20 protein-coding genes are annotated in these 20,455 nt (G+C 63.9%); 2 read left to right on the top strand and 18 right to left on the bottom strand.

Translation table 11 applies throughout. From position 1 onward, the window contains the following. Window positions 1-82 precede the first annotated feature (82 nt). Window positions 83-1,219 (top strand): cysteine desulfurase family protein, encoded by a 1,137-nt coding sequence (locus tag CHB69_RS17430; protein WP_170935629.1) that lies wholly within the window; start codon window positions 83-85, stop codon window positions 1,217-1,219. Between the two features lie 168 nt (window positions 1,220-1,387). On the opposite strand, the gene CHB69_RS17425 is transcribed toward CHB69_RS17430, so the two are convergent. Then, window positions 1,388-2,683 (bottom strand): type II toxin-antitoxin system HipA family toxin, encoded by a 1,296-nt coding sequence (locus tag CHB69_RS17425; protein WP_089217200.1) that lies wholly within the window; start codon window positions 2,681-2,683, stop codon window positions 1,388-1,390. Further along, window positions 2,680-3,039, bottom strand: a complete 360-nt coding sequence (locus CHB69_RS17420) for a helix-turn-helix domain-containing protein (RefSeq protein ID WP_034921371.1) — start codon at window positions 3,037-3,039, stop codon at window positions 2,680-2,682. Before CHB69_RS17420 ends, CHB69_RS17425 begins: the two co-directional genes overlap by 4 nt. A 143-nt stretch (window positions 3,040-3,182) precedes the next feature. Between CHB69_RS17420 and CHB69_RS17415 the strand changes: the two genes are divergently transcribed. Continuing rightward, window positions 3,183-3,392, top strand: a complete 210-nt coding sequence (locus CHB69_RS17415) for a hypothetical protein (RefSeq protein WP_089217199.1) — start codon at window positions 3,183-3,185, stop codon at window positions 3,390-3,392. 4 nt (window positions 3,393-3,396) lie between these two features. On the opposite strand, the gene CHB69_RS17410 is transcribed toward CHB69_RS17415, so the two are convergent. The 16 genes from CHB69_RS17410 to CHB69_RS17335 are packed head-to-tail and all read right to left on the bottom strand — an operon-like array spanning window position 3,397 to window position 20,444. Next, the gene (locus CHB69_RS17410) at window positions 3,397-6,099 is read right to left on the bottom strand and encodes a conjugal transfer protein TraG N-terminal domain-containing protein (protein ID WP_089217198.1); all 2,703 of its coding nucleotides are present in this window, start codon (window positions 6,097-6,099) and stop codon (window positions 3,397-3,399) included. Window positions 6,100-6,111: 12 nt separating this feature from the next. Then, window positions 6,112-7,548: a conjugal transfer protein TraH gene (locus CHB69_RS17405; protein ID WP_089217197.1), complete on the bottom strand. Its 1,437-nt coding sequence runs from the start codon at window positions 7,546-7,548 to the stop codon at window positions 6,112-6,114. Further along, the gene (locus tag CHB69_RS17400) at window positions 7,538-8,362 is read right to left on the bottom strand and encodes a conjugal transfer protein TraF (protein ID WP_170935628.1); all 825 of its coding nucleotides are present in this window, start codon (window positions 8,360-8,362) and stop codon (window positions 7,538-7,540) included. The genes CHB69_RS17405 and CHB69_RS17400 overlap by 11 nt, the downstream gene beginning before the upstream one ends. Then, window positions 8,359-10,089, bottom strand: coding sequence for a conjugal transfer protein TraN (locus CHB69_RS17395; RefSeq protein ID WP_089217196.1), 1,731 nt, complete (start codon window positions 10,087-10,089; stop codon window positions 8,359-8,361). Before CHB69_RS17395 ends, CHB69_RS17400 begins: the two co-directional genes overlap by 4 nt. Then, window positions 10,086-10,838, bottom strand: a complete 753-nt coding sequence (gene trbC / locus CHB69_RS17390; protein WP_089217195.1) for a type-F conjugative transfer system pilin assembly protein TrbC — start codon at window positions 10,836-10,838, stop codon at window positions 10,086-10,088. Before trbC ends, CHB69_RS17395 begins: the two co-directional genes overlap by 4 nt. Next, window positions 10,835-11,848, bottom strand: coding sequence for a conjugal transfer pilus assembly protein TraU (gene traU, locus CHB69_RS17385; protein WP_089217194.1), 1,014 nt, complete (start codon window positions 11,846-11,848; stop codon window positions 10,835-10,837). Before traU ends, trbC begins: the two co-directional genes overlap by 4 nt. After that, window positions 11,845-12,483, bottom strand: coding sequence for a type-F conjugative transfer system protein TraW (gene traW, locus CHB69_RS17380; protein ID WP_170935627.1), 639 nt, complete (start codon window positions 12,481-12,483; stop codon window positions 11,845-11,847). The genes traU and traW overlap by 4 nt, the downstream gene beginning before the upstream one ends. Continuing rightward, window positions 12,480-13,001, bottom strand: coding sequence for a S26 family signal peptidase (locus CHB69_RS17375; protein WP_089217193.1), 522 nt, complete (start codon window positions 12,999-13,001; stop codon window positions 12,480-12,482). The genes traW and CHB69_RS17375 overlap by 4 nt, the downstream gene beginning before the upstream one ends. Further along, window positions 12,998-13,384 (bottom strand): type-F conjugative transfer system protein TrbI, encoded by a 387-nt coding sequence (locus CHB69_RS17370; RefSeq protein WP_245836923.1) that lies wholly within the window; start codon window positions 13,382-13,384, stop codon window positions 12,998-13,000. The genes CHB69_RS17375 and CHB69_RS17370 overlap by 4 nt, the downstream gene beginning before the upstream one ends. Further along, window positions 13,377-13,757 (bottom strand): hypothetical protein, encoded by a 381-nt coding sequence (locus CHB69_RS17365; RefSeq protein ID WP_089217191.1) that lies wholly within the window; start codon window positions 13,755-13,757, stop codon window positions 13,377-13,379. The genes CHB69_RS17370 and CHB69_RS17365 overlap by 8 nt, the downstream gene beginning before the upstream one ends. After that, the gene (traC, locus tag CHB69_RS17360; RefSeq protein WP_089217190.1) at window positions 13,754-16,297 is read right to left on the bottom strand and encodes a type IV secretion system protein TraC; all 2,544 of its coding nucleotides are present in this window, start codon (window positions 16,295-16,297) and stop codon (window positions 13,754-13,756) included. The genes CHB69_RS17365 and traC overlap by 4 nt, the downstream gene beginning before the upstream one ends. Then, entirely contained in the window at window positions 16,294-16,881 is a 588-nt protein-coding gene (locus CHB69_RS17355; protein WP_089217189.1) for a hypothetical protein, read from the bottom strand. Before CHB69_RS17355 ends, traC begins: the two co-directional genes overlap by 4 nt. Next, window positions 16,878-17,750: a DsbC family protein gene (locus tag CHB69_RS17350; protein ID WP_089217188.1), complete on the bottom strand. Its 873-nt coding sequence runs from the start codon at window positions 17,748-17,750 to the stop codon at window positions 16,878-16,880. The genes CHB69_RS17355 and CHB69_RS17350 overlap by 4 nt, the downstream gene beginning before the upstream one ends. Next, window positions 17,747-19,063 carry a TraB/VirB10 family protein gene (locus tag CHB69_RS17345; protein ID WP_089217187.1) on the bottom strand — a complete coding sequence of 439 codons (1,317 nt, stop codon included), beginning with the start codon at window positions 19,061-19,063 and terminating at the stop codon, window positions 17,747-17,749. The genes CHB69_RS17350 and CHB69_RS17345 overlap by 4 nt, the downstream gene beginning before the upstream one ends. Beyond that, the gene (locus CHB69_RS17340) at window positions 19,063-19,878 is read right to left on the bottom strand and encodes a type-F conjugative transfer system secretin TraK (RefSeq protein WP_089217186.1); all 816 of its coding nucleotides are present in this window, start codon (window positions 19,876-19,878) and stop codon (window positions 19,063-19,065) included. Before CHB69_RS17340 ends, CHB69_RS17345 begins: the two co-directional genes overlap by 1 nt. After that, window positions 19,875-20,444 (bottom strand): type IV conjugative transfer system protein TraE, encoded by a 570-nt coding sequence (locus CHB69_RS17335; RefSeq protein ID WP_067695812.1) that lies wholly within the window; start codon window positions 20,442-20,444, stop codon window positions 19,875-19,877. The genes CHB69_RS17340 and CHB69_RS17335 overlap by 4 nt, the downstream gene beginning before the upstream one ends. Between the last annotated feature and the right edge of the window lie 11 nt (window positions 20,445-20,455).

The following is a 20,455-nucleotide window of genomic DNA, read 5'->3' as shown; positions in this document are numbered from 1 at the left end:
TAGGGTCACTGGTGACAATCACCAGTGCTAGTGTCTTGTGCATTTTGTTCGTGGAACGCAAAGAGAACAACGGGAGGTGAGCGTGATCTATCTGGACCATCAGGCATCCACGCCGACCCATCCCCAGGTCGTCGCTGCGATGCAGCCCTATTACACCGAGCACTATGCAAATCCTCACGCCGCGGACCATGCGGCAGGCTGGACTGCTGCCGATGCGATCGAAGCGTCTCGCAATAATGTGGCGCATGCTGTCGACGCAGATGCCGATGAGATCATATTCACTTCCGGCGCCACGGAGGCGAACAATCTCGCGATACGGGGGCTGACGCGATCTGACCCGAATCGGAAAAAAGTTATCGTAAGCGCCATTGAGCACAAGGCCGTCCTTGCGCCGGCAAGAGAGGTGGCTCGCGAGGGAGCTGAACTGGTGGTTGCTCCTGTCGATCGTGAAGGGCGGGTCGATCTCGACAGGCTTTCCAAGTTGGTAGACGATCAAACCCTGCTTGTGTCCATAATGCTCGTGAACAACGAGATGGGCGTTGTCCAGCCAATCAAGGAGATATCTCAGCTATGTCGGTCCGCCGGAGCACTATTACATACTGATGCTGCGCAGGCGCTTTATTGGCTGCCGATCGATGTTTTGGAGCTTGGTGTCGATTTCCTCAGTCTGTCAGGGCACAAGGCTTCTGGCCCCAAAGGTATCGGCGCTCTCTATGTTAGTCGCGAGGTGAGGTCCCGGCTTCAACCATTGATCCATGGCGGTGATCAGGAAGGTGGTCTGCGCGCTGGAACCCTTCCGACCCCATTGTGCGCGGGCCTCGGCGAAGCATGCCGGCTGCTACCCGATGATCGTGCTGTTGCCGAATGGAGATCCCTGACGCTGGAACTGGAAGCGGGGCTGCAAAGCCTGTTCCCTCAAATGGAGACGATCGGTAATCGCGAAGACCGCCACCCTGGCAACCTTTGCGTCAGGATACCTGGTGTTGATGCGGAGAGGCTCGTTGCTCTTCTGCAGCCTGACGTGGCCTTGGCGCGCGGTTCGGCCTGTACCTCCGGAATTCCCGAACCAAGCCACGTTCTCCGTGCGATGGGACTCGATGCGAATGAAGCCGCCGAGGTCGTTCGTTTTAGTACGGCACCGACGACCTGCAAGGGCGAGATCGCGATGGCGCTACAGTGCATCGCTGAAGCTGCTGACCGAATGAAGGTCAGCGCATGAGTCGCAGGTTTCGATGGGCGCATCGCCATGACCGAAGAGCAATTCTCGCACCGATGCTTTTCGTACGCTTTCGGCGGGGATCGGGGTTGGTCCGATAGTTTCCCAAATCTCCTGAAGCTGTTGACGGCCAAGGAGTTTCAGACTTCTGCTCGCCTGCCTATTGGCCTGCTAGAATAATCTGAATCCTCGCTTTGCCTTTTGTGCCATGGCGCCTGGCACTCCGGCGTCTCGTGCAAATTGAGACCAGCGGTCTACTGCGGCACCGATCTCGGATATGATCGCTTTTGTCTCAATCGTTTTAAGGTCAGCGAACTTTCCGAATTCCAGCAAGTCATCGAGTTCGAAACCGTCGGTTTTGCCGGCCAGAGACATCTGGTGCTCGTTGGTCCAGTCCCCGTCAGGATTGTAGGCATAGACGACATCGAATGCGGGCGAGAGGCTCCAGCGACCCGCGCTATTCATGAGGAAGGCGATGTTCTTGGTGTGGTCGTCCTGGTTGCGGATGAAGATATTGAGCAGAGCGCGGCGCACCTGCTCCTTGATCGCTTCGCGTCCGAGACCGAGCATGCGGATTGTCTCGATTGCCTGCTCGTAGCTGTAGGCCCGGGCGAGGTTGAAATCGAAATGGCGCATCGCGCAAAGCGACTGCATGTGGAGCTTCTTGCCGTCAGGCGTGCGATCGAAGCGCTGGGTCATGAAATGCGCCCGCCCGCCCTCTTCGTGCAGTCGTGAGCGAGCCATGTCGATGCCAGCCTCCCGGGCTAGCAGATAGCAAGCGTATTCAAGCCGGCCGAAGCCCATCGGATCAGCGAGTTCCTTGTCGGCATTGCCCGACACGCCATCGAATTTGACCAGCCATTGCGTGTAGCCGGGCCCTGCTGTCAGCTGCCCTGAATGGAATTCTCCGGTCTCCTCATTCCAGGCGAGGACGGCCTTGGCCCGGGCACCACCAGCAGAGGTGCCGACGCGCAGGATCTCTTGAAGTGCGCGATGATCATCCTCTCCTTTGAGGACCCCGGCCAGTTCTTCGCGCGCGGCAATGACCCTGTTGGCGAGCTCGACAAGCGGAGCGATATCGACCGGTCGACCCTGTTCGCGGCGCTCACCGGTAGCCGGTTCGAATTCGAGCGCGCCCATGCCTCTGCGGCCGGTGTAGCAAAGGCGCTCGACCGGATCGAAGCTGTCGGCTGTGCGGCCCTGCTCGGCAAGCCAACGGTTGATCAGGGCGTTGCCAAATTTGTCGGGCAGGCTGTCGGCCAGCATGCCCGGTAGCCCTTTGAAGGTCTCGTAATTCAGCGCGGGAAAGTCGTAGACGCCACTTCGCAGGGGCATTGTGAGCGGGGCGACTTCGATACCGCTGCGGCTGAATTCCGGAGTGTATTCGAAAACCCCGACATCGCGATCCTCATCCCACAGGACGGCGCCGATCTGACGGCCCCAGAGATTGACTACGGCACGCGTCATGGGGCCTCGTCACCCCAGCTCCATTCCTCGCCAGCCTCACCTTCAGAAGATTTGCGCACCCTTTGCCGCGCCTTGCCGGTGTCGGACCGGGGATCGAGCGGGCTCAGCTTGGCGTCCGGCATGACATCCAGAAGGCGGTCTTCAATTTCAAGCGCACGCATGATCCTGGCAAGGCTATCGATGGTCCCGCCATTGCCGGCTTCCAGGCGGGCGAGCGTTGAACGCGAGATGCCAGCCATTTCCGCAAGCTCGGCCTGCTTGAGATTGCGTGATATGCGATATGCTTCGATCTGCTTCCCGAGGTCGGATAGCAGTACCGAGAGAGGGCGCAGATCTGGTGAATCATAATGTGGCATTATCGAGACATTATCTCCAATATGGAGCGTTGTGTAGCGATTTTGCGTCTTTACATGAAGGAACTTAATGTGTCAATATCGAGACCTAAATTCGCTTGTCACCGATAATGCATCAAAATTGCTACTTTATTTAGGTCGGAGTGATGGAAATGGATGATGAGAAGGGTCACAATGACGAGACGGACTGGAAGGGCCTACGAGAGATCGACCGTGCCATCTCCGAAAACCGCCTCACATCCTACTCGTGGAAGAAGGCCTGGGCCGACCCATGGGGGCGAGTTGGCTTCATTGCATTCGCGATCCTTCTCATAGCATTCATCATCTATGTGGTGATCTACGACTTGGTGCTTTGACCACCTACCATTCCTTTACGTCGTCGGCAGCTTCCTCGCTTGCGCCCGTGGCGCCCTGCGTTTGGCGGTCCAGGTAACCTCGAACGGTACCAATCCTTCCACGACCCTGCTGGCGAACCCGCTCGACCTCATCCGTGATGTCAGACCGATCAGGAGCATTGGGCATTGAGGGACCACCCGCAGAACCTACAGCTCCCCTAGCTCGCACCTGCCCAGCACTCCCGATCCCGGGGCGGCTGACAGGAGCGAAGTCCGGCAATGAAAGGTCGGCTTCGATGTCGTCCTGCAGCCGATCGGCATAGCTTTCGACAAACCGAGATTGCAGCTGCTGGCCGCGCGCGCTCATCTGAAACTCGATGTCGTCGAAGCGCACCGGCCCGTAATAGTCGCGATTGGCTTCCATCTCGGCCATGCCCCATTCGCGATAGGCCTGGCTCAAGTTCAGCGTGCCCGCGGCGCTGTTGGCCTCGTACCAGCTAGCCTGATTCTCGAGGCGACTAGCCATCTCTTCGGCCCGACGCGCCTCTCGCGTATAGCTCTCGGCTTCGGTCAGCGATCGACTGAGACCCGACGAGCTGGTCGATACCTGTGATACCGAGCTTGAGCTCGTCTCGCGCAGAAAGCCTTCACGCGTATTCGACCAGTTGCGGCTATCCGAAAGCTGCCGCAGCGTACCCATGATCCTGCCGCGATCTTCCGAGGCGATCCCGATATCGCTGTCCGTCCAAGTCTGATTGCGACCACCCCGCAAACCAGCAGACGCCTGTACCGGCCCCCTTTCTCCCTTCAGACCAATTCCAGCGTCACCATTCAAGAACCAAGACACGGTAATGTCGTCGGAGGCGCGCCGGGAAAGGCCGAACTGCTGCTGCAGCGTCCTCGAGGCATTGTCGACTTCGCTGAATGCCGTGCCGATGCTGTCGTTCGTGCCGACGCCGCTGACCGTGTCGGAGCTCTGACCCTGGCTGTAGGCGTTGCGGATCTCGCTGAACCGGGTGAGCGCAGAGCTTGTCGATTGCTGAGCAAGATTGGCATAGGTCTCGCTCTGCGTCCGGCTCTGGCTCGCCATCGTTCCGAGGCGTCCCGTGAAATCCTGCCCCAGCGTCGGTGTGAACGGATAGCTCGAGTTCGGGACAGCAGCGAACTCGCCATCGGGGAAGCTGGTCGTCTGCGTGCCGCTGTCGCTGAAACCACGCGTCTGTGCCGCGCCATAGGCGATGTTGGGTACAAGATTGCCCTGCGCAAACTGGCGGGAGAACACTGTCGAGTTGTCGATGTTCGAATTGCCAAGCGAGACATTGCCGGTGCTCGCTTCGCGCGCGGCTTCCTCGGCCGCGTTCTGGCTCGGGTTGAGATAGCTTGTTGCCTGGCCCGAAATCGCCAGCGCACCACGCGCCACCCCGCCGGCAAGGAAGGGTATCGAGGCAACGAGATAGCCCGCCAAGATACCGATATCGCTGTTGACGTCGCTCATGCCGGCAAAGGTCGCCAGGCTGAGGCCCGTGCTGCCGCCAGCGGCGGCGACATCGCCCGCGCCCTTGAACATCAGGATCATGTGCAGGATGACGAAGAGCGGTCCCCACGCCGCAAGGTAGAAGAAGCCGGTGACGTAACCTCTCAATGCAATGGGTCCGGTCCGCGGCATCAGGAACAGCGGAAACAGGACAGGGAACAGCGCGTAGAACACCACCGTCAGCACGACATTCAGGATTGGGACCCATTTCATCGCGTTGTGCGCGATCGAGGAATAGGTCCGCTCGGTCTGAATATCGGCCCGGGTCTGCGCGAAGACGTCGATGCTGCCGGTGCCGCTCGCCCCTGCAAAGCCGTGCATGGCCTGGTTCATGGCATTGATCGTCAGCACCTGGCGGAAAATGTCGCTCGCGCTGCGCGAGATGCCGGTGAGATACTGATAGGCAATCGGGAGATCAGCCATGAGCTTGGCCCTGGCGAGCGCTTCGGTCTGGCGTGGATAAAGCTGACGCCCCGCGACAAGCGTCATCTCGTCAATGAGGCCCGCCCACTGCCCCGACAGCGCGGTGTAGGCTTCGCGGCAGGTGATGATCGATGCCGTCACGCTGTCGTCGGCCTGCCTGGTCAGGAATTTCTGCGCGCGCGCCGCGCTGCCCGGTGCGATCGTCGCCCAGATGTCATCGCTCTCAGAAAGCTCCTTCATCGAGTAGCGGCCGAGCAGCAGATCGTAGAACACGCATTGCCGGACATGCTCGTCGAAGTTCGCAGCAAACTCAGGATCGGAAATGCGCAAGCTCCGCGTCGATTCAAGCAGCCGTGCGCCATAGATCATGCCGTTCTTCGAGTAGTTGAGGTCGTCTGGCAGGCCGAAGACGAGTTCGGCCGAGCGGGTTAGATAGTCCCCCGCCTGGCTGGTGAAGCTTGCCATCAGGGCGAGCCCGAGCGGGACATTGGCCACCGTAGCAGGGGCAAGGCTGGGATTGACCCGGTCGGTCACATGGACGTCCATGCGCGGCACCATCAGGCACATGTAGATGAGCGTCGCGCCAAGGAACCAGTTGAGCCAGGCACGCCAGTCCTGGTTGAACGCGACCACGATGACAGCGAGCACCATGCCCATCACCAGCGCGACCTGGATCAGGCTCTTGTAGCCGCCCGCACCGGTCCAGGCGGCAACAGCGTTGAGGACGTTGACGATGTACTCGCCGCCGCCGACCGTGAAAATCTCGACCATGCTGCCTGACCCTTATGGAACGATGGAGCGGGACTGCATCCCGCGCGACCAGTCGAGCGCGGCAGCCATCGAAGGTGACATCGAGGCCGCGAGCATATTCTCGATCATCGCCGTCTTCTCGATGATCTGCATGATCGCCGAGACCCGCGCTTGCCCGGTAGCTTGCCGCTGGGCGAGGCTTGACCGGACCTCGGCGACCTGCGCGCGCCAGATTGCGAGCTTGGCTTCGTCGGCCGCGATGAAGCTCGCCATCGAGCGTCCGGCCTCTGCGGTGATGCGTTCGAGAATGGCATATAGGAGATCGATGCTGGCAATCTCGGCCAGCGTGTCGCGGTCGTCGGTGGCCATCCCGCGACCATAGGCCGCCTGCACGGTGAGGATCTTGTAGAGCGGCACCGATGCCACCTGGAGCAATTCCTTCTCCTCGTCGCCGATCGCGGTGTCGCTGCGGATGGCCTCAACCATGGTGCCGATGAGCCGGGCAACGCGGGGCCGGATGGCCTTTGCGCTCGTGAGGCTCATCTGCTGGAAAGTGGGGTTGAGGCACTGGTCGGGCTCGTCGCACTGGAACATCCGCACCGGCTGGCCCTGCGTCCCGTCGAGCAGCGCGGTTACGAGTGTCGAAGAGGCGTCACCGGCGAAAGGCACGAACTTGCCCGGCTCGTCGTCGCGGGGCGGGACGTAGATCACCGTGCCGATGAGCGTCATCGCATACTCGGCCAGATCGCGGTCGAAGGTGCCCCCGGGGTTGAAGAAGGCGCTCTGCTTGAGGACATGCCAGGTGTAATTGCGCGGCACACCGGGATTGACGTCGGCATAGTCGGCGCCGGCGCCCTCGTTGGTCGAGGCGCGCTGGCCGCGCGTGCCGCAGCCGTGCTTGGCAGCAGCATAGTCGGTGAAGATACCTTCGGAGTTGCCGATAGCTTCGCAGATCGCCTTGTCGGCGAGATCGCCCTTGGGCCAGACGCCGCCGACCAGCCCCTGCGCCATCTCGCAGGAGTTGATCGAGAGATTGTTCATGAGCTGCGCCTTCTGGCTGAACTCCTGCATGATCTTCGAGCATTCGGGGCAGACGGTGTCGATCGCGAGGCTGAAGGCGAACCCCACCGCATTGTTCGCAACGGCCTTCAAGAGCGCGACCATCTCGCTCGCGTTGATGAAGGAGAAGGACCCGGCGAAGATATCGATACCGCCGCAACCAGCGCGGGCACGCGGCAGCTGGAGATTGGCGATGTTGGTCGTTTTCTGCGGGAAGCGCGTCCAGACATTACCGAGACTGTAATAGCCCGCCGACTGGCCTTCGAACGCGCTCGGCCCGGTGACATTGGCCGCTGCGCCCATGTCGTCCATGAAGCGGTCCATGCTGTCGCCGACGTTTGCGCCGACGGGGGACGCGACCATGCTGGCGGCGGCAATTGTGAGCGCCGCATTGCGGATGCTAGTAATCATGTCCGGCTTCCTTCGAGGTGAGGAGGTAGATGCGGTCCTGCAGCTCGTCGGCCGAGAGCACGCCGTATCCGATCGGGATCGGGCGCCTGGCCACGCTGTCCCACAGCACGAGCGCCGGGGTGATGCCGGGCTCGAGCCCCATGCGCGGCCGCTGGCCGCTTTCGACCTTGTAGTCGGGGAAGTGCCGGGACGGACCGCCATCGGTCGAGATCGCCCGGACAGTGATATGCCAGCGGTCCGCCACCGAGCGCACAATCGGGCTCATCACTTCGCACGCGCCGCAGGTCTGGGCGAAGAAGTAGAACAGTCCATAGCGCTCGGAGAGCCTGGCCATCACCGCATCGCGGTCGGCAGCGCGCGCGTCCTGCCATTGCTTCTTGGCGAGCGCGCCGACCGGTCTCTCGAGTGTGTAGTCGAGCTCGGGATCCTGCCAGATCGCGCGCTGCCAGACATCGGAGAACAGCGAGGCCCGGTCGAGCTGGGCGCGCTGGAAGCGGATATAGGCTGTGACGTTTTCCGGCGTCGGATAGAGGATCGCGCGCGCCTTGAGTTCGCGCAGTTCCCCCGTGACCGCGTCGAGTTCCTGCGTGGCGGTCACCTGGGCCGGTGGCTGCGGTATCTGCGGCTCGTCTGCCGGCACCGGCTTTACGCAATAGAACCAGTAGCCGAGCCTGCGCTGCTCGCAGTAGAGGCTGTCTGCCGAGGCAGTTGGCTCTGCCTGGCGCGCTTCCTGTGCAATTGTCGGAACGGGAAGCAGTGCGGCGAGACACATGGCCAAAAGGGCCAGCATCAGCACTGTTTGGCGGCGCTTCATTGGCCACTCCTTGCGTAATAGTCTTCGATTTTCTGCTGGATGAGGATGCTGGTCTCGAGCTCGTCGGGGAGCCGTGCAGCCTCGGTGAACTCGGCATAGACTTCGCTGAAATCCATCTGGCTGAGGTCGAGCCGGGCGAACTCGTCGAGAGTGAACCCCTCGCACTGTTCTTCCTTGGGCTTGTCCCACGACTTGGGCAGCTGGCGACGGCCCTGCTCCTGCAGGATCCGCGAGAGCTTGCTCTCGAAGCAGCAGTAAACCTTCTTCTTGGTCAGGCAGACGCCGAGGAACTTGTCCGAACAATAGGTCCCGACATAGGCGCACAAGCCCTGTGCATCGCGTTCATGGAGCAGCACTTCCTCGCGGCTGCAGCCGAGCGCGACCAAGAGGCTGATGCCGGGGATGAGCGGGAAGCCCTTGCCCTTGCAGCAGTTGAGCACGCCGAAGACCTTGGACGAGCAGGTGTTGCGCGTGCCGCGGAACAGTGTCAGCGTTTCGGGATCGAACTGGCCGCGGGCCTCGTCCATCGCATGGAGCGCGGTGACGGCATCCTTGAACTCGTCGTTCGCAGCGCGCTCGATCGTCTCGCAGCTGCCGTCGATGCAATAGACATCGCCGTCGCAGACATACTGGGTGGAATTGTCGGTCCCTGGAAGCGGGCACTCGTAGATGCGCTCCCAGGTCTCGCAGGGAGCTTCGTCAGTCAGGCATTCTTCGCGAACAAAGCGGCAGGTGCCCTGGCTTTCGATGTCGGAGCAGTCGGTTGCCGCTTCGCGCTCGATGCAGGTGTAGCTGCGTTGCCATTCCCAGCAGGGCCGCGTGACAGAGACGCCGTCGATCACGCGGGTCTGCGGATCGGCATCGGTGCAGATGTCGGCGTCCAGCGTGCAATCGCTATTGTCCGCGAGACCTGTGCACTGGCTTTCGTCCGGAATCGTCGTGACGGTGGTCGCGGCGGTGACCATGTAGGGTGTTTGCCCCGGCACCTGATCGTCACAGGTCAGTTCGGTGATGGGGTCGCCCGGTTCGGAACACCACGGACGTCCGCCCGAGGAACTCCATTGCAGGCAGGTATCGCGCCGTCCCGTCACGCGGCAGGAGTAGCCGTCAAAGCCGGCGCACTCGGGTTCGCCCGAGCCATTGAAGTCGCCGAACCGGTTGCAGAGGTAATGATACTGCGGTTGCTGGTTGACCGTGGCGACAAGCGGCACTGTGCACTGGCCCAGCGACTGATCGATCCGCGTGCCCGTATTGCAGGTCGCGGTATATGTGCCCGCCGTGCCCGATCCAGGCGGCAGCGGAACGCAGGATCCCTGGCTGCCCGAAATCGCCATGCCGCTGGTGTAGTCGAGCGGCGTCTCGTTGATGGCGCGGCTGCGCGCAATCACGTCCTCGATCTCGTTCGGTTCGAACCGTGCGCGATTGGCCATACTGTCGCGGATCGTCCGCATCGGCGTGCTGGTCGTTGCCACGCTGCGGGCGCGGGCCTCGATCTGGTCGGGATCGCGCGCAAGATCCTGCAGGTCGCGCGTCGCTTGCGGATCGAAGTTGGGAACGCGCGCCGCGTCAGGATTGGTCGTTGCGGCATCGCGCGCTTCGCCCCGCAACTCGGTGGCAAAGTCCTTGCCGTCGGCCCGAGCTTCATCGCGGGTCTGAGCGTGTATGGAAGCTGCGCTTGTGAGCGCGACGAATACCGCAAGGAGATTGGCGAGGGTTCTGCCGGTCATGGCCGTTCCTCCCTGGAAAGCTGGCGCAGATGGAGGCGGGCAAGCTCGGCGCCCGGACCCTTGCCCGACGCAAAGGTCTCGAGGACTTCGCCCACGCTGATGTTGCCGGCGATGCGGTCGTGCGGCGGCACCTCGCTGGTGCAATCAAACCCGTCGCATGGGCTGAACTCGGTGCTCAGCATGACGAAACTCGGCGCGGCCTCGATGTTGAACGCGCGGAACAGCCGCGGATCGATGCCGAGCGAACCGGCCGCGTCGCGGCTGCTCCAGATGGCGGCCAGGCGTTTCTTGAACGCCTCGCTGTTTCCTTGCGGGAAACCGCGCAGCACGGTGACGCCGCCGGCCTTAGTCATGTCGTGGACCAGTGCCTTCAGCGTCTCGGGCGGCATCGACAGGCTGGCAAAGGCAATGAAGCGCGGGGCTCCTCCGAGCGATGCCTTCTCTGCGGCGGCTTGCCCTGCGATCATGGCGTCAAGGTCGAGGACGGCGTCGGTCTCGATTGCCTCGATGCTGTCCGCATAGGCCGCGCGATTGGCCTGCGCTTGTGCCTGGATAGCCTGTGCATCTTCGGTCAGCGCCTCGGCGCGTTGGCGGACATTGGTGCTGAGCGCCTGCGCATCGTCGGCGTGTTCGGCCGCACGCTCGCGGATCGCTTCGAGGTCGATGCCTTCGGGCGCACTCTGGGCAAGAGCGAGGCCGCCGAGAGTGACGGCAAGGCCGACGGGCAAAAGGAGGAGGTGCTTGTTCATAGCGCGCAGCAGTTCCGCTTGCGCCAGACGAGGTATCCCATGTCTTCGCCGATGGCGGGGATGACCTGTCCGGCCGATTGAAAGGTGGTGGAGGCACCGATGGGCGGGCAGGCGTAACCACCCGAGGTCGCCGGGTTGGGGTTGGTGGCCTGGAAGCGGTATTGCTGCTTACGCATCACCGGCATCAGGTATTTGCCGCACAGGCCCTTGGACCCCATCGTTCCCCACGAGACGAGTTCGCGGTGGAGCTTGTAGGCAAATCGCGAGAGCACGAGCCGCGAGGCCTGGACGTGGCCTATGCTGGCCGAGACATTGCCGTTCATCGGGTACATCGACCCCTGGCACCCCGCGCACCAGAACATCTCGTCAATCGGCAGCTTTGCGGTCGAGGCGACGCAGTCGGCCGCACAGGCAGCGAGCGCCAGCGGGTTGGCGAAGAGCACGGCTTCAGGGTTGATGATCGCCGTGAGCTCGGAATCCTGCCACAGCGGATCGATCTCGGAGATGTAGAGAATGTCGATCGAGCCCGATTCCAGGCACAGGAAATCGGCGACGATCTCCATCCAGTAGATCAGCGGATAGGCATACCAGTGGACGTGCCAGCTCGAATAATACTGGCTCGCACCGCCCACCGCCGAAGGCCCCGAGATCGAGCGAAAGCCGATATCGAAGCCGGGATCGAGTTTCATGCCGCCGAGGTTCACGAAGCACCACGGCTTCATGCTGACATCGGCAAGCCGCACCGGTTCCCAGAAGCCCATCGCGATCCCTGGCCTCAGACCGCACAGGCATACCGGCAGATCGGGGTTATCGGGATCGGGCCGGCTCGACGGCCAGATGTCCAGCCCGCCGATAGAGATCGGGAACAGGCACGACCAGCAGATGTCGGTGATCGGGTTGACGAAGCTGCCGGTGCAGCGACCGGGACCGGCATCGGCCATGGCCGGCGTTGCGGTGGCGAAACCCAGAATGGCGGCCAGCACGAGCGCCAGCTTTCTTAAATGCGTCATTGGGCTGTCCTCCTTTTCGGTGGCAGCGCGATTTCGCTGACCTCGAGCAGGCGGCCCTGCTGGCGCACGCGTGCAGGCACCGACCTGATCCCGAACCTTGCCGTGAGCTTGCCGCCCTGGTCGAAATAGAAGCGGCGCTGGCCGGCCTTCATCAGCTCGAGCGGCGCACCTTTGACCAGGATCAGCTTGGCATTGGCGGCCTGCTTGAGCGCCCAGGTGAGTTGATCGGGATCGTCGCCGTCGAGGAACAGGAGATCAGCGCGAAGCCCGACGCTGTCGAGCGGATTGACCCTCGTGCCAGCGGCATGGATCAGCTCGCCTTTTGCCCCGCGGATGTCGGCAGCGAGCGTGATCGTTGGATCGAAGTGCCAGCGCCGCGCCTCGCTGGCCCGGACTATTCCGGCGACGGGGTCGGGCCGGTTCACCCGCGCGATCGTGCGGCGCTTCAGGTCTTCATTGAGCCGCGCGGTCTCGCCCGAACTTTCCATCTGCGTCAGCCGCGAATGAATCTGCTCGAGGAGGTCGCGCTCGATCACGGGAAACACCGTGCCGCGCTGGCCATAGTCGCGCGCCAGCACCTCGGCAGGGCAGAGCAGGACTGCAAGCAGGGCCGCAGGGAGGATGAGCTTGCTCACAGGATCGCCCTCCCGCTGCCGAGGATCTGGCCGCGGCAGACGAAGCCGATCTCGGCGTAGCGGCTGTCGAGGCCGCGGGGATGGCTGGTCCCGGTGTAGAAGCAGCCGTCGGGGATCGGTCCTTCGGGGCCTTTGTGAAGCGCAATGCCGAGGCGGGTCTCATCGAGCCGCGCGGCGATCTTGCGACCGTTGATGAAGACCTCGTGACCGCGATGGTTCACGACATCGCCCGGCACGCCCAGCACCCGCTTGCCGAAGAGCTGCGCGCCTTTTCCGAAATGCACTTCAACGAGTCTGCTTGCCGGCGGCTCGAAGAAGATAAGGCTGCCGCGCTCGATCCGCGCGTGCTTGTCGAGCCAGAAAGCCCAGTTGGGCAGGCTCGGGCTCGCGTTGATGAGGAAGGCATGGTCTTTCGCGAAGGCGTCGACCGCGCCCCATGCGAGCGGCAGCAGCACCAGACCGGTCAGGACAAGTGGTCGCTTGATCGTGCGGACAAGGCGAGAGGCAAAGTGCGTCACTGGCCGTCTCCCTGCCCAAGCTGGCGGGCGATCCGCATGCGCAGTTCGTCAGTGGCATCGGGGGCATCGCCTGCGAGCACTGCCTCGCCGACCAGCACCACGCGGCCATTGGTCCCCATTTCCGCAACAGCGCGTTCGGACGCCTGGAGGAAGGCGAGCACGCGCGCCTGGCTGGATTCGGGATCCTGTGCCCCACGCGCTTCGGCATCGACGAAAGCCGCGATGGTCTCGGCAAGCCGGACGGTGACGATCTGCTGGCGCGGCTCGGACAGTTCGCGGCTGACCCAGGCTGCCCAGAGTAATGCGATCACGAGCGCGAGCACGCCGAGAGTTCTCAGCAAGAGCGGGCGATTGAAGGACGGTAATCTGCGCGTGTCAGTCACGGTTTGCCTCCCGGGCCGGATGGTTGTCGAGATCGGCCGCGAGCCGCTTCAGGAAGCGAGGCATGCGAAACAGCGTCACAGCGCCAGCGAGGACGAGGAAGCAGCCCTTGAGGTCCTGGCTGAACAGGCTGCGGCGCAGGCTGTCGGCTTCGAGGTAGCGGTCCGACAGATTGGCGAGCTGGGTGAAGAGGCCGCCGAGGTCCCAGCCTGCAACGAACAGGAACAGCGCGAGTGGCAATCCCAGCACGATCAGCAGCGAAGTCGCGGCAAAGCGTGCGGTCTCGATGAGGACGAGGCAGCTCCCTTGCAGGAACGGCAGCAGGCTGCGGAGGTTGGCCGGAGGGGTCCGGTCGACGAGGTGCGAGACCATCATTGTCCGCCTCCCGCTACGATGCGGATGGCATCGGCGAGGCTGTGCCCGCGCCGCTCGCAGTCCTGGATCGCCGCATAGGTGTCGGGATCGGAGGAGTAAATCGTCGCCGAGAAGGGATCGAGCACGAGCCGGCCGACCGCCTCGGTCTCGGGACCCTTGATGAAGACCTCGCTGTACTCGGTCCCCGAACGCTTGAGGCTGCGGATCAGCGTCTCGGTCCGGTCGTCCATGTCGAGCCGCGCGTTCGCCCTGAAATCGGCGATCGTCTCGGCCTTCTGCTGGAGCACCAGCATCCAGTCGCTGTTCTCGAGCGCGGCGCGCGCGCCATCGGACTTGTAATAGTCATTGAGCGACTGGGTGGCGGTCGCGAGCGCGCCGCCATATTTGCGCGCGGTGCGGGCATAGGTCTCGACGAACTCGCCCATCGACCCACCCTTGAGCATGGCCCAGGCCTCGTCGATCAGCAGCAGCTTCTTGGTTGCTCGCGATGAGCGCGTCATCGCCTGGCTGGTCATGAACATGATCGCCGAGAGGACGACGCTCCGCAGTTCCTCGCGGGACGCGAGATCGCTCATCTCGAAGACGGTAAAATCATCGTCGAGCGCGAAGCTCGCCTTGCCTGCAAAGAACCCGCCGTAGCTGCCGCCGCGGCAGAAGGGCGCGATCGCGGTGGCGAGATCGCGGCCCGCCTCGCTTTCCGAGCCATGGAGCGCATGCGCGACATCGTCGACCGATGCACCGCTTCCGAGTGCCTCCCAGGTCGCAGTTACGGCCCGGTCGATCAGCCCGCGCTCGGTGTCGCTCGGCGCGGTGCCCGGACGCGCCATCTGGCCGACGATCGCCTTGATCATGGCGAAGCAGTCGAGGCGGTAATCCTCGTCTTCGTGCGCACGGGCATCGTCGACCATCGAGAAGGGGTTGAGCGAGAAGCCCGAGGCGAGCGTGAACTCGACGAAGCGTCCGCCCTGCAGTTTGACCGAATGCTCGAAGCTGCGCCCGTCGTCGATCACAACGACCTTGGCGCCCGCGCCGCGCAGGGCGGCGCAGAGCTCCTGCAGCAGCACCGACTTGCCCGAGCCCGACTTACCGCAGATCGCGATATTGTGGTTGCCGGCAGTGTTTTCGAATGGCGACCACCAGAAGGGCTGGCCGCGGCGGCCAATGAGCAGGAGGTGCGGAATCACGCCGCCAAGATATTCCCCCTGCATCGGCGCGATATGCGCCGCCGTCGTCGTGAGCATGGTCTTGAGGCGCTTCAACCGCGCCATGTCGTCGGCGAGGCCATCGGCGAGGCTCATGGGAAAGGCAGCGACGAGGCCCTGCAGCTGGAGGAAGCGCTCGTCGGCTAGGTCCCAGCCCGCTGCCTTGTAGATCGCCTTGATGATGCGTTCGTGCGCGTCGCCCTGGCCGAGCGGCGAGATGCTGGTGAGCCCGTAGAACAGCTTCACGAGCTTCTTGCCGGCCTGGAGCTCGGCCTGAACATGGCGCCATTCGGCCGACTGCTCGGCGAGCTTGGGCAAGAAACGCGCGCTCTTGGTCTGGCTGAGGCTGGTCGTGCGCATGAACTTGAAGCCCGCGCGCGCCGAGGCGGCTTCCTGGTCGGGGTAGACGAGGCAGAGCATGGTGGCCGTCGGACAGGGGAAGCGCAGCTTGTCGGTGAACATGTCGCCGATGAGCCGCGCGCATTCCCAAGGCGCCCAGCGCTCAGGGGTAGAGCGCACGGCATAGTGCCGCACATCGAAATGGTCGGGATAGCATTCGCCGACTTCGGGATTGCCCTCTTCGTCTCGGCCGGTCTCGCGAAAGCGCTCGGTCCTGAGGATCAGACGATCGTCGCTGACCTCGAGCTCGATGTCGCGGCGGATGGCCTGGACATCGAGCGTGTCGTGGGGGTTCCACGCATGGATGTCGGTCTCGTGCGCGGTGGTCGGCGAGGTTAGCTCGTCGATCAGCGCCAACAATCCGCCCGGACGCAGCTCCTGCGCGTGGAGGCCGAGCGAATGGAGCATGCCCATCAGCCCTTCGCGGCATTCGGAGAGTTCTGCGTCGGTTACGCTGCCGGGCACCGGCACACCGAGCGAGACAAACAGTCGGACGTTGCGGGCATGGAAGGGCGCATGCGCCGAGCCCGAATTCCAGACGAGATCGTAAAGGCGCCTGGTGCGCGCCCTGGCAATGGCCTCGTAAATGCCGCCCTGCTCATAGCGCGGAGCGAACCAGGGGCCGACCACGCTGCCGATCCGAGGCGATGCAAAGTTCAGAACCTGGAGGCAGGCGCCCTGCGGCAGGCCTTCGGAGAAGAACTGGCCGAGGATCTCGCCGGTCCGTTCGTCGGCCCCGATCAGCGGGGTGACTTCGAGCACGAAGCCCTTCGAGCGGGCGTTGCGGTAGAGCTTCTCCCCCTCGTCATAGACCCGGTAGGGTAGCCAGTCCGAAAGCATGTCGAGCCCGAAATGGGCCTGTGGCTTCTCGGGGCGTGCCGTGTCGGCAAACAGGCCCCGTGAGAGTGCGTCGCGCGCGGCAGCAAGGGATAGCGTCACCGGCTCTCTCCTTCAGGTGTTTCAGGGTGGGGGACCGGCTCGCGGGGAGGGGAAAACGAGCCAGGTCCCCCGGGTTCCGGCGCGTCAGCGCCGGGCATCGCCGGAACGGGCTGCGAGGGGATGAACAGCTGTTCCGGCAATGTGTCTGCCTCTTGGATTTTTGGCGGTTGGAAATCGGGTGCGGGGTTGCTCTCGCGCGTCGCGGCAATAGTCGATGCCAGCGAGCGCAGGACTTCGCGGCGGCCCTGCGGCGTGCGCCAGCCTGTCCCTGCCTGTTCGGGCAGCGTCAGTTGAACGACGCGCGCCTCATGGTCGCGGCCCGCCGCGTCACGGTAGCCTGTCAGCACGACCTGCAGGCGACGAACCGCTTCGCCGGTCGGGGTCACCGTCCGATGCGCGTCAACCGTGTCAGCCTTTTCAATGCCGGTCGCCCCGGCATCGATCGCGGAAGTCGGCGCGCAGGTCCCTTCGGGAGCGCGGCAGGCAAAGCTGCCTTTGACGTTGCCGCCAAGGCTGGCGCAGCCACTGGCCAAAAGGAGCGGCGCAGCGAGCACCATGGCGCGAAGGATTGGAAGCCGGCTCATTGCGCCACTCCCTTGCCTTCGGCGACGAAGCTGCGGATCGCCGCGGCATCGCGGTAGCCATGAAGCACCGCCCCATCGCGAACGCGCACGATGACCGGCGTTCCAGCAAATCCGTTGGCCTTCGCGAAGGCTTCGTTGGCATCGAGTGCCTTGGCCTCCTTGCAAGTCTTATCAGTCGCCAGAGCCTGGCCGGAATAGGCCGCATGGAGTGCCTTTGCCGGATCCTTAGCGCACAGCACCGCCTCGGAAATCTTGCGGCTTGCCGCGCCGAAGATCGAGATCGGTCGCTCTTCGACATGGACCTTGGCCTTGGCGAGTTCGGCGGCCAGGCGCTGGCAATACCCGCACTGGAAATCCGAGAAGACAACCAGGCGTTCGCCCTTGGTGTTGCCCCAGTGGATCGCGCCCGCAGCCGGAAGCGACGAGAGGTCGACGTGGCTGGCGGCCGCCTGGACAGGCGCTTCGTCGCGCCCCGCCGGCGCATCGCTGGCTACGCGCGCCGCACCGGCCGCGAGCAGGTCGGGATTGAGTTCGAGCAGGCGGGCAGCGGTGACGTCACGTCGCTCTTCCATGTCGTAGAGACGGCCCACGAACAGGTAGCGGGCGGTTTCGTCGATGTAGAACAGCGTGTCGCCCGAGACGACTTCGCACCAGGGGCCAAGCGTGTCGCAGCTGATCGCGTCAACCGGAGTCTTGGGCAGCCGCAGTTTCAGTGCCTGCGCGACCTCGCTCGCCATACCGGCAGCGCTCGCAGGCATAGCGGTGACGGCAGAGACGCCGAGCGTCAGCACGGCGGCGGCGCTCGAGAGGGCAAGGGCAAGGTGGGCGGCGCGGGCCTTCAGGCCCGGCCGGTGGTCATTGTAGTTCATTTGGAGGGGCTCCTGACGTGGACGCCGTCGAGAAAGACGATCTCGACCTCTATGCCGGTCGGCATTTCGACGACGGGTTGGTATTGTTCGGCGCGTTCGATGAGGTATCGGCTGACGGTGTCGGCGGCTTCGCCGGCACCCTGGCCAAAGCCACCGGCAAGGATGTCGGTCGGCGACAGCGCCTCGCGCTGACCGTTGGCGCCGACAGGCTGCGTGAAGATGCCGTTGGCGTTGGCGGAAAATCCGCGACCGAAGCCGCCGACGATCCCAGCCAGCAGCGCCTGGCTGACCAAGCTGCCCTCGCGGCTGACTACGCGACCACGCACGCCCGACTTTCCGGCAAAGGAGATGAACCCCTTGACCTCGCTGACAGCGAAGCGGCCGCCGGGTTGCGCGCAGGTCATGCGCACCAGCTTGACGTAGACCTTCTCGGCCGAGAGATCGCCGCGCGCAGCGCCATTGACGAGGCAGCCGGTGATGTCGGTGGTGAGCAGCTTGTTGCCGCGCATCACCGAGCGGGCCGGTCCGGTGATCCGGAGCACCACGGGAAGCGGATCGCTCTGGCTGGCAACGCCGGTCGAGGCATCGACACCCACGATGACCGTTGCCGGTGCGTAGCTGTTGGGCGGCAGGTAATCGCGGCTCGCTTCGAGCAGCAAGGCGGGCGCAGTCTCGGCCGCACGCGGCTTGCCGTCCTTGCCTGTATCCGCGTTGAAACTCATCAGGCTGAGCTGTCCGCCCTGCGTTTCCGGCGCTCCTTGCGGTGGCTGGACAGCTACGCCGGTGCCGACGCCGGGACCATAGGCAGGTGGCGGCGGCAGCGGCGGAGCGGACGCCGGCGCCTTTGCAGCGTCGCTGAGCTGTGAGCGCAGATTGGCATTCTCGGCCGAAATGGCGTCGATCGCTGCCTGACCGTCGGAGCGCATCTGCGCGTTCTCGCTGCGCAGGGCTTCGAGCTCCTGTTCGATCTCGGGGCGTGGTAACTGCGCTTGCTGCAGATCCTTGATCGCGCGGCCCTGCGCGTCGAGCCGGTTGCCGTAGCTCGCGACGAACTCGCGCTGCGAGAGGTTGCGATTGACGAGGCCGCCGGTGTCGATTGTCGCCGCACCATTGGCATCACTGCCGCCCTCGTCGCCATCGCCGCCGAAGATGAACATCCCGCCGCCGATGAGCGCGATGGCCCCGATCCCGGCGAGCAGCATCTTCTGGCGCTGCGCGATCTGCGTATTGAGGTTGCGCCGTCCGCTTTCACGCGCTTCCGGCGAGCCCGGCAGAGGCTTCTTTTCAGCCTCCTTCTGTGTTGCCTCGGCCATCAGTCGAGCCCTCCCTTGGCAAAGACAAGGAAGGCACTGGTCGCTTCACCGGGAGCGAGTGCATCGCGGCCATAGGCGAAGGCGAGCGTGCCTGCGGGACCTTCGCGCTCGGAGCCAAGCGCAAGGCTCTCCTGGCCGAGGTTGCGCACGAGGAAGCGCTGTCCGGTAAGTTCATCGCCCTGGTATTCGGCGACCAGCTGGACCTCGATCCCGCCGGTACGGCGCGGAGCCGAAAGTTCGGCGCGGGCAGTGAACCCGGGCAGGACGGCATCGCTCGCCATCGCCTCGATCAGGCGGATCGCGGCGTCCTCGGGCCCGGTCTCGGTTTCCCATTCGGCAGCCTCGTTTTTCGCGAGCGCGGGATTGGTGATGAAGAGCTGGGTCGCTTCCTCGCCGCCGAGGCGGCAGGCGAACTTGTAGACGTAGCCTGCCTTGCTGGTCGCAAAGAAGCTGACCCGGGCAGCGGCAAATTGCGGGGGTACGGAGATATAGATGTCTCCGCGCACCGGCTCATGCGTCACCTGGAAGTCGTTGTAGGGAAAGCCGCTCGCGATCTTCGAGACATTGGCAAAACCGTCATCGATGAGCGCGATCCGGGTGAGTTCGCCGCGGGCGAGTTCGCAATCGATGGTCGCGTTGTCGGCCGCTTCGACGAACTGGTCGGCATGCGCCGGGACCGGTGCGAGCGCGAAGGCAAGCACGGCGAGGCCGGTCAGCTTGAGTCCGTGATCGGGGCGCCTTGTTGCGCCGATTGCGAAACAGGCAAGGCCGGTTCCGGCAAGCGCAGCAGCGAGGGGGGATGGGAGAAGGCTCATTGGCCGGGTTCCTCCTTGTCGGTGGGAAGTTGTTCGAAGCCGGCGAGCGCGAGGCTGAGACCACGCTTCGACCAGCGGAAACGGAAGGAGCGGCGCTGGCTCGCGATCACCTGCGCGCCGACAAAGGTCTTGAGCGTGCCGGTGACGGTCGAGGTCAGGGCCTTGGGGTCGACGTGCATTTCCGCGATCACGAAGGCCTGGCTGATGTCCGAGCCGCGCTGTTCCTCGACGATTTGGACGAGCTCGGCCTTGAGGCGGCCGTGCGCGGCGGGATCGGCGAGCTTCAGGATGTTCGTCATCCAGTAATCGAGGCTTTCGGGCGCCCGGTTGAGGAGCATCAGTGCCGTGTCGCGGGTGACAAGTTCGAGATAGGGCGCGTCGATCCCGCCGCTCGAGACGGTGATCCGCTCTGAGGTGATCGGCACCAACACAACCTGCTCGTCGCGGGTGACCGCGGCGCCGAGGCTGACCAGCGTGGTCAGGCCCAGGACACCTGCCAGCACGGCAAAGCGGTTGCGTTGCCGCAGGTAGGTCTGCGCCTGTTCGTGCGCGAATTCTGCTCGCATGGGTCGCCTCC

The sequence above is a fragment of the Sphingopyxis indica genome (assembly GCF_900188185.1).
Taxonomy (GTDB): domain Bacteria; phylum Pseudomonadota; class Alphaproteobacteria; order Sphingomonadales; family Sphingomonadaceae; genus Sphingopyxis; species Sphingopyxis indica.
The sequence above is the reverse complement of the archived record's forward strand: the minus strand, read 5'-3'. Positions and strand labels throughout refer to the sequence as shown.

What these genes read in the sequence shown, in the direction of transcription:
- CHB69_RS17425 (WP_089217200.1), bottom strand. Translation starts at nt 2,683, where the DNA reads ATGACGCGTGCCGTAGTCAATCTCTGGGGCCGTCAGATCGGCGCCGTC.
- CHB69_RS17420 (WP_034921371.1), bottom strand. Translation starts at nt 3,039, where the DNA reads ATGCCACATTATGATTCACCAGATCTGCGCCCTCTCTCGGTACTGCTA.
- CHB69_RS17415 (WP_089217199.1), top strand. Translation starts at nt 3,183, where the DNA reads ATGGAAATGGATGATGAGAAGGGTCACAATGACGAGACGGACTGGAAG.
- CHB69_RS17410 (WP_089217198.1), bottom strand. Translation starts at nt 6,099, where the DNA reads ATGGTCGAGATTTTCACGGTCGGCGGCGGCGAGTACATCGTCAACGTC.
- CHB69_RS17405 (WP_089217197.1), bottom strand. Translation starts at nt 7,548, where the DNA reads ATGATTACTAGCATCCGCAATGCGGCGCTCACAATTGCCGCCGCCAGC.
- CHB69_RS17400 (WP_170935628.1), bottom strand. Translation starts at nt 8,362, where the DNA reads ATGAAGCGCCGCCAAACAGTGCTGATGCTGGCCCTTTTGGCCATGTGT.
- CHB69_RS17395 (WP_089217196.1), bottom strand. Translation starts at nt 10,089, where the DNA reads ATGACCGGCAGAACCCTCGCCAATCTCCTTGCGGTATTCGTCGCGCTC.
- trbC (WP_089217195.1), bottom strand. Translation starts at nt 10,838, where the DNA reads ATGAACAAGCACCTCCTCCTTTTGCCCGTCGGCCTTGCCGTCACTCTC.
- traU (WP_089217194.1), bottom strand. Translation starts at nt 11,848, where the DNA reads ATGACGCATTTAAGAAAGCTGGCGCTCGTGCTGGCCGCCATTCTGGGT.
- CHB69_RS17365 (WP_089217191.1), bottom strand. Translation starts at nt 13,757, where the DNA reads ATGATGGTCTCGCACCTCGTCGACCGGACCCCTCCGGCCAACCTCCGC.
- CHB69_RS17355 (WP_089217189.1), bottom strand. Translation starts at nt 16,881, where the DNA reads ATGAGCCGGCTTCCAATCCTTCGCGCCATGGTGCTCGCTGCGCCGCTC.
- CHB69_RS17350 (WP_089217188.1), bottom strand. Translation starts at nt 17,750, where the DNA reads ATGAACTACAATGACCACCGGCCGGGCCTGAAGGCCCGCGCCGCCCAC.
- CHB69_RS17345 (WP_089217187.1), bottom strand. Translation starts at nt 19,063, where the DNA reads ATGGCCGAGGCAACACAGAAGGAGGCTGAAAAGAAGCCTCTGCCGGGC.
- CHB69_RS17340 (WP_089217186.1), bottom strand. Translation starts at nt 19,878, where the DNA reads ATGAGCCTTCTCCCATCCCCCCTCGCTGCTGCGCTTGCCGGAACCGGC.
- CHB69_RS17335 (WP_067695812.1), bottom strand. Translation starts at nt 20,444, where the DNA reads ATGCGAGCAGAATTCGCGCACGAACAGGCGCAGACCTACCTGCGGCAA.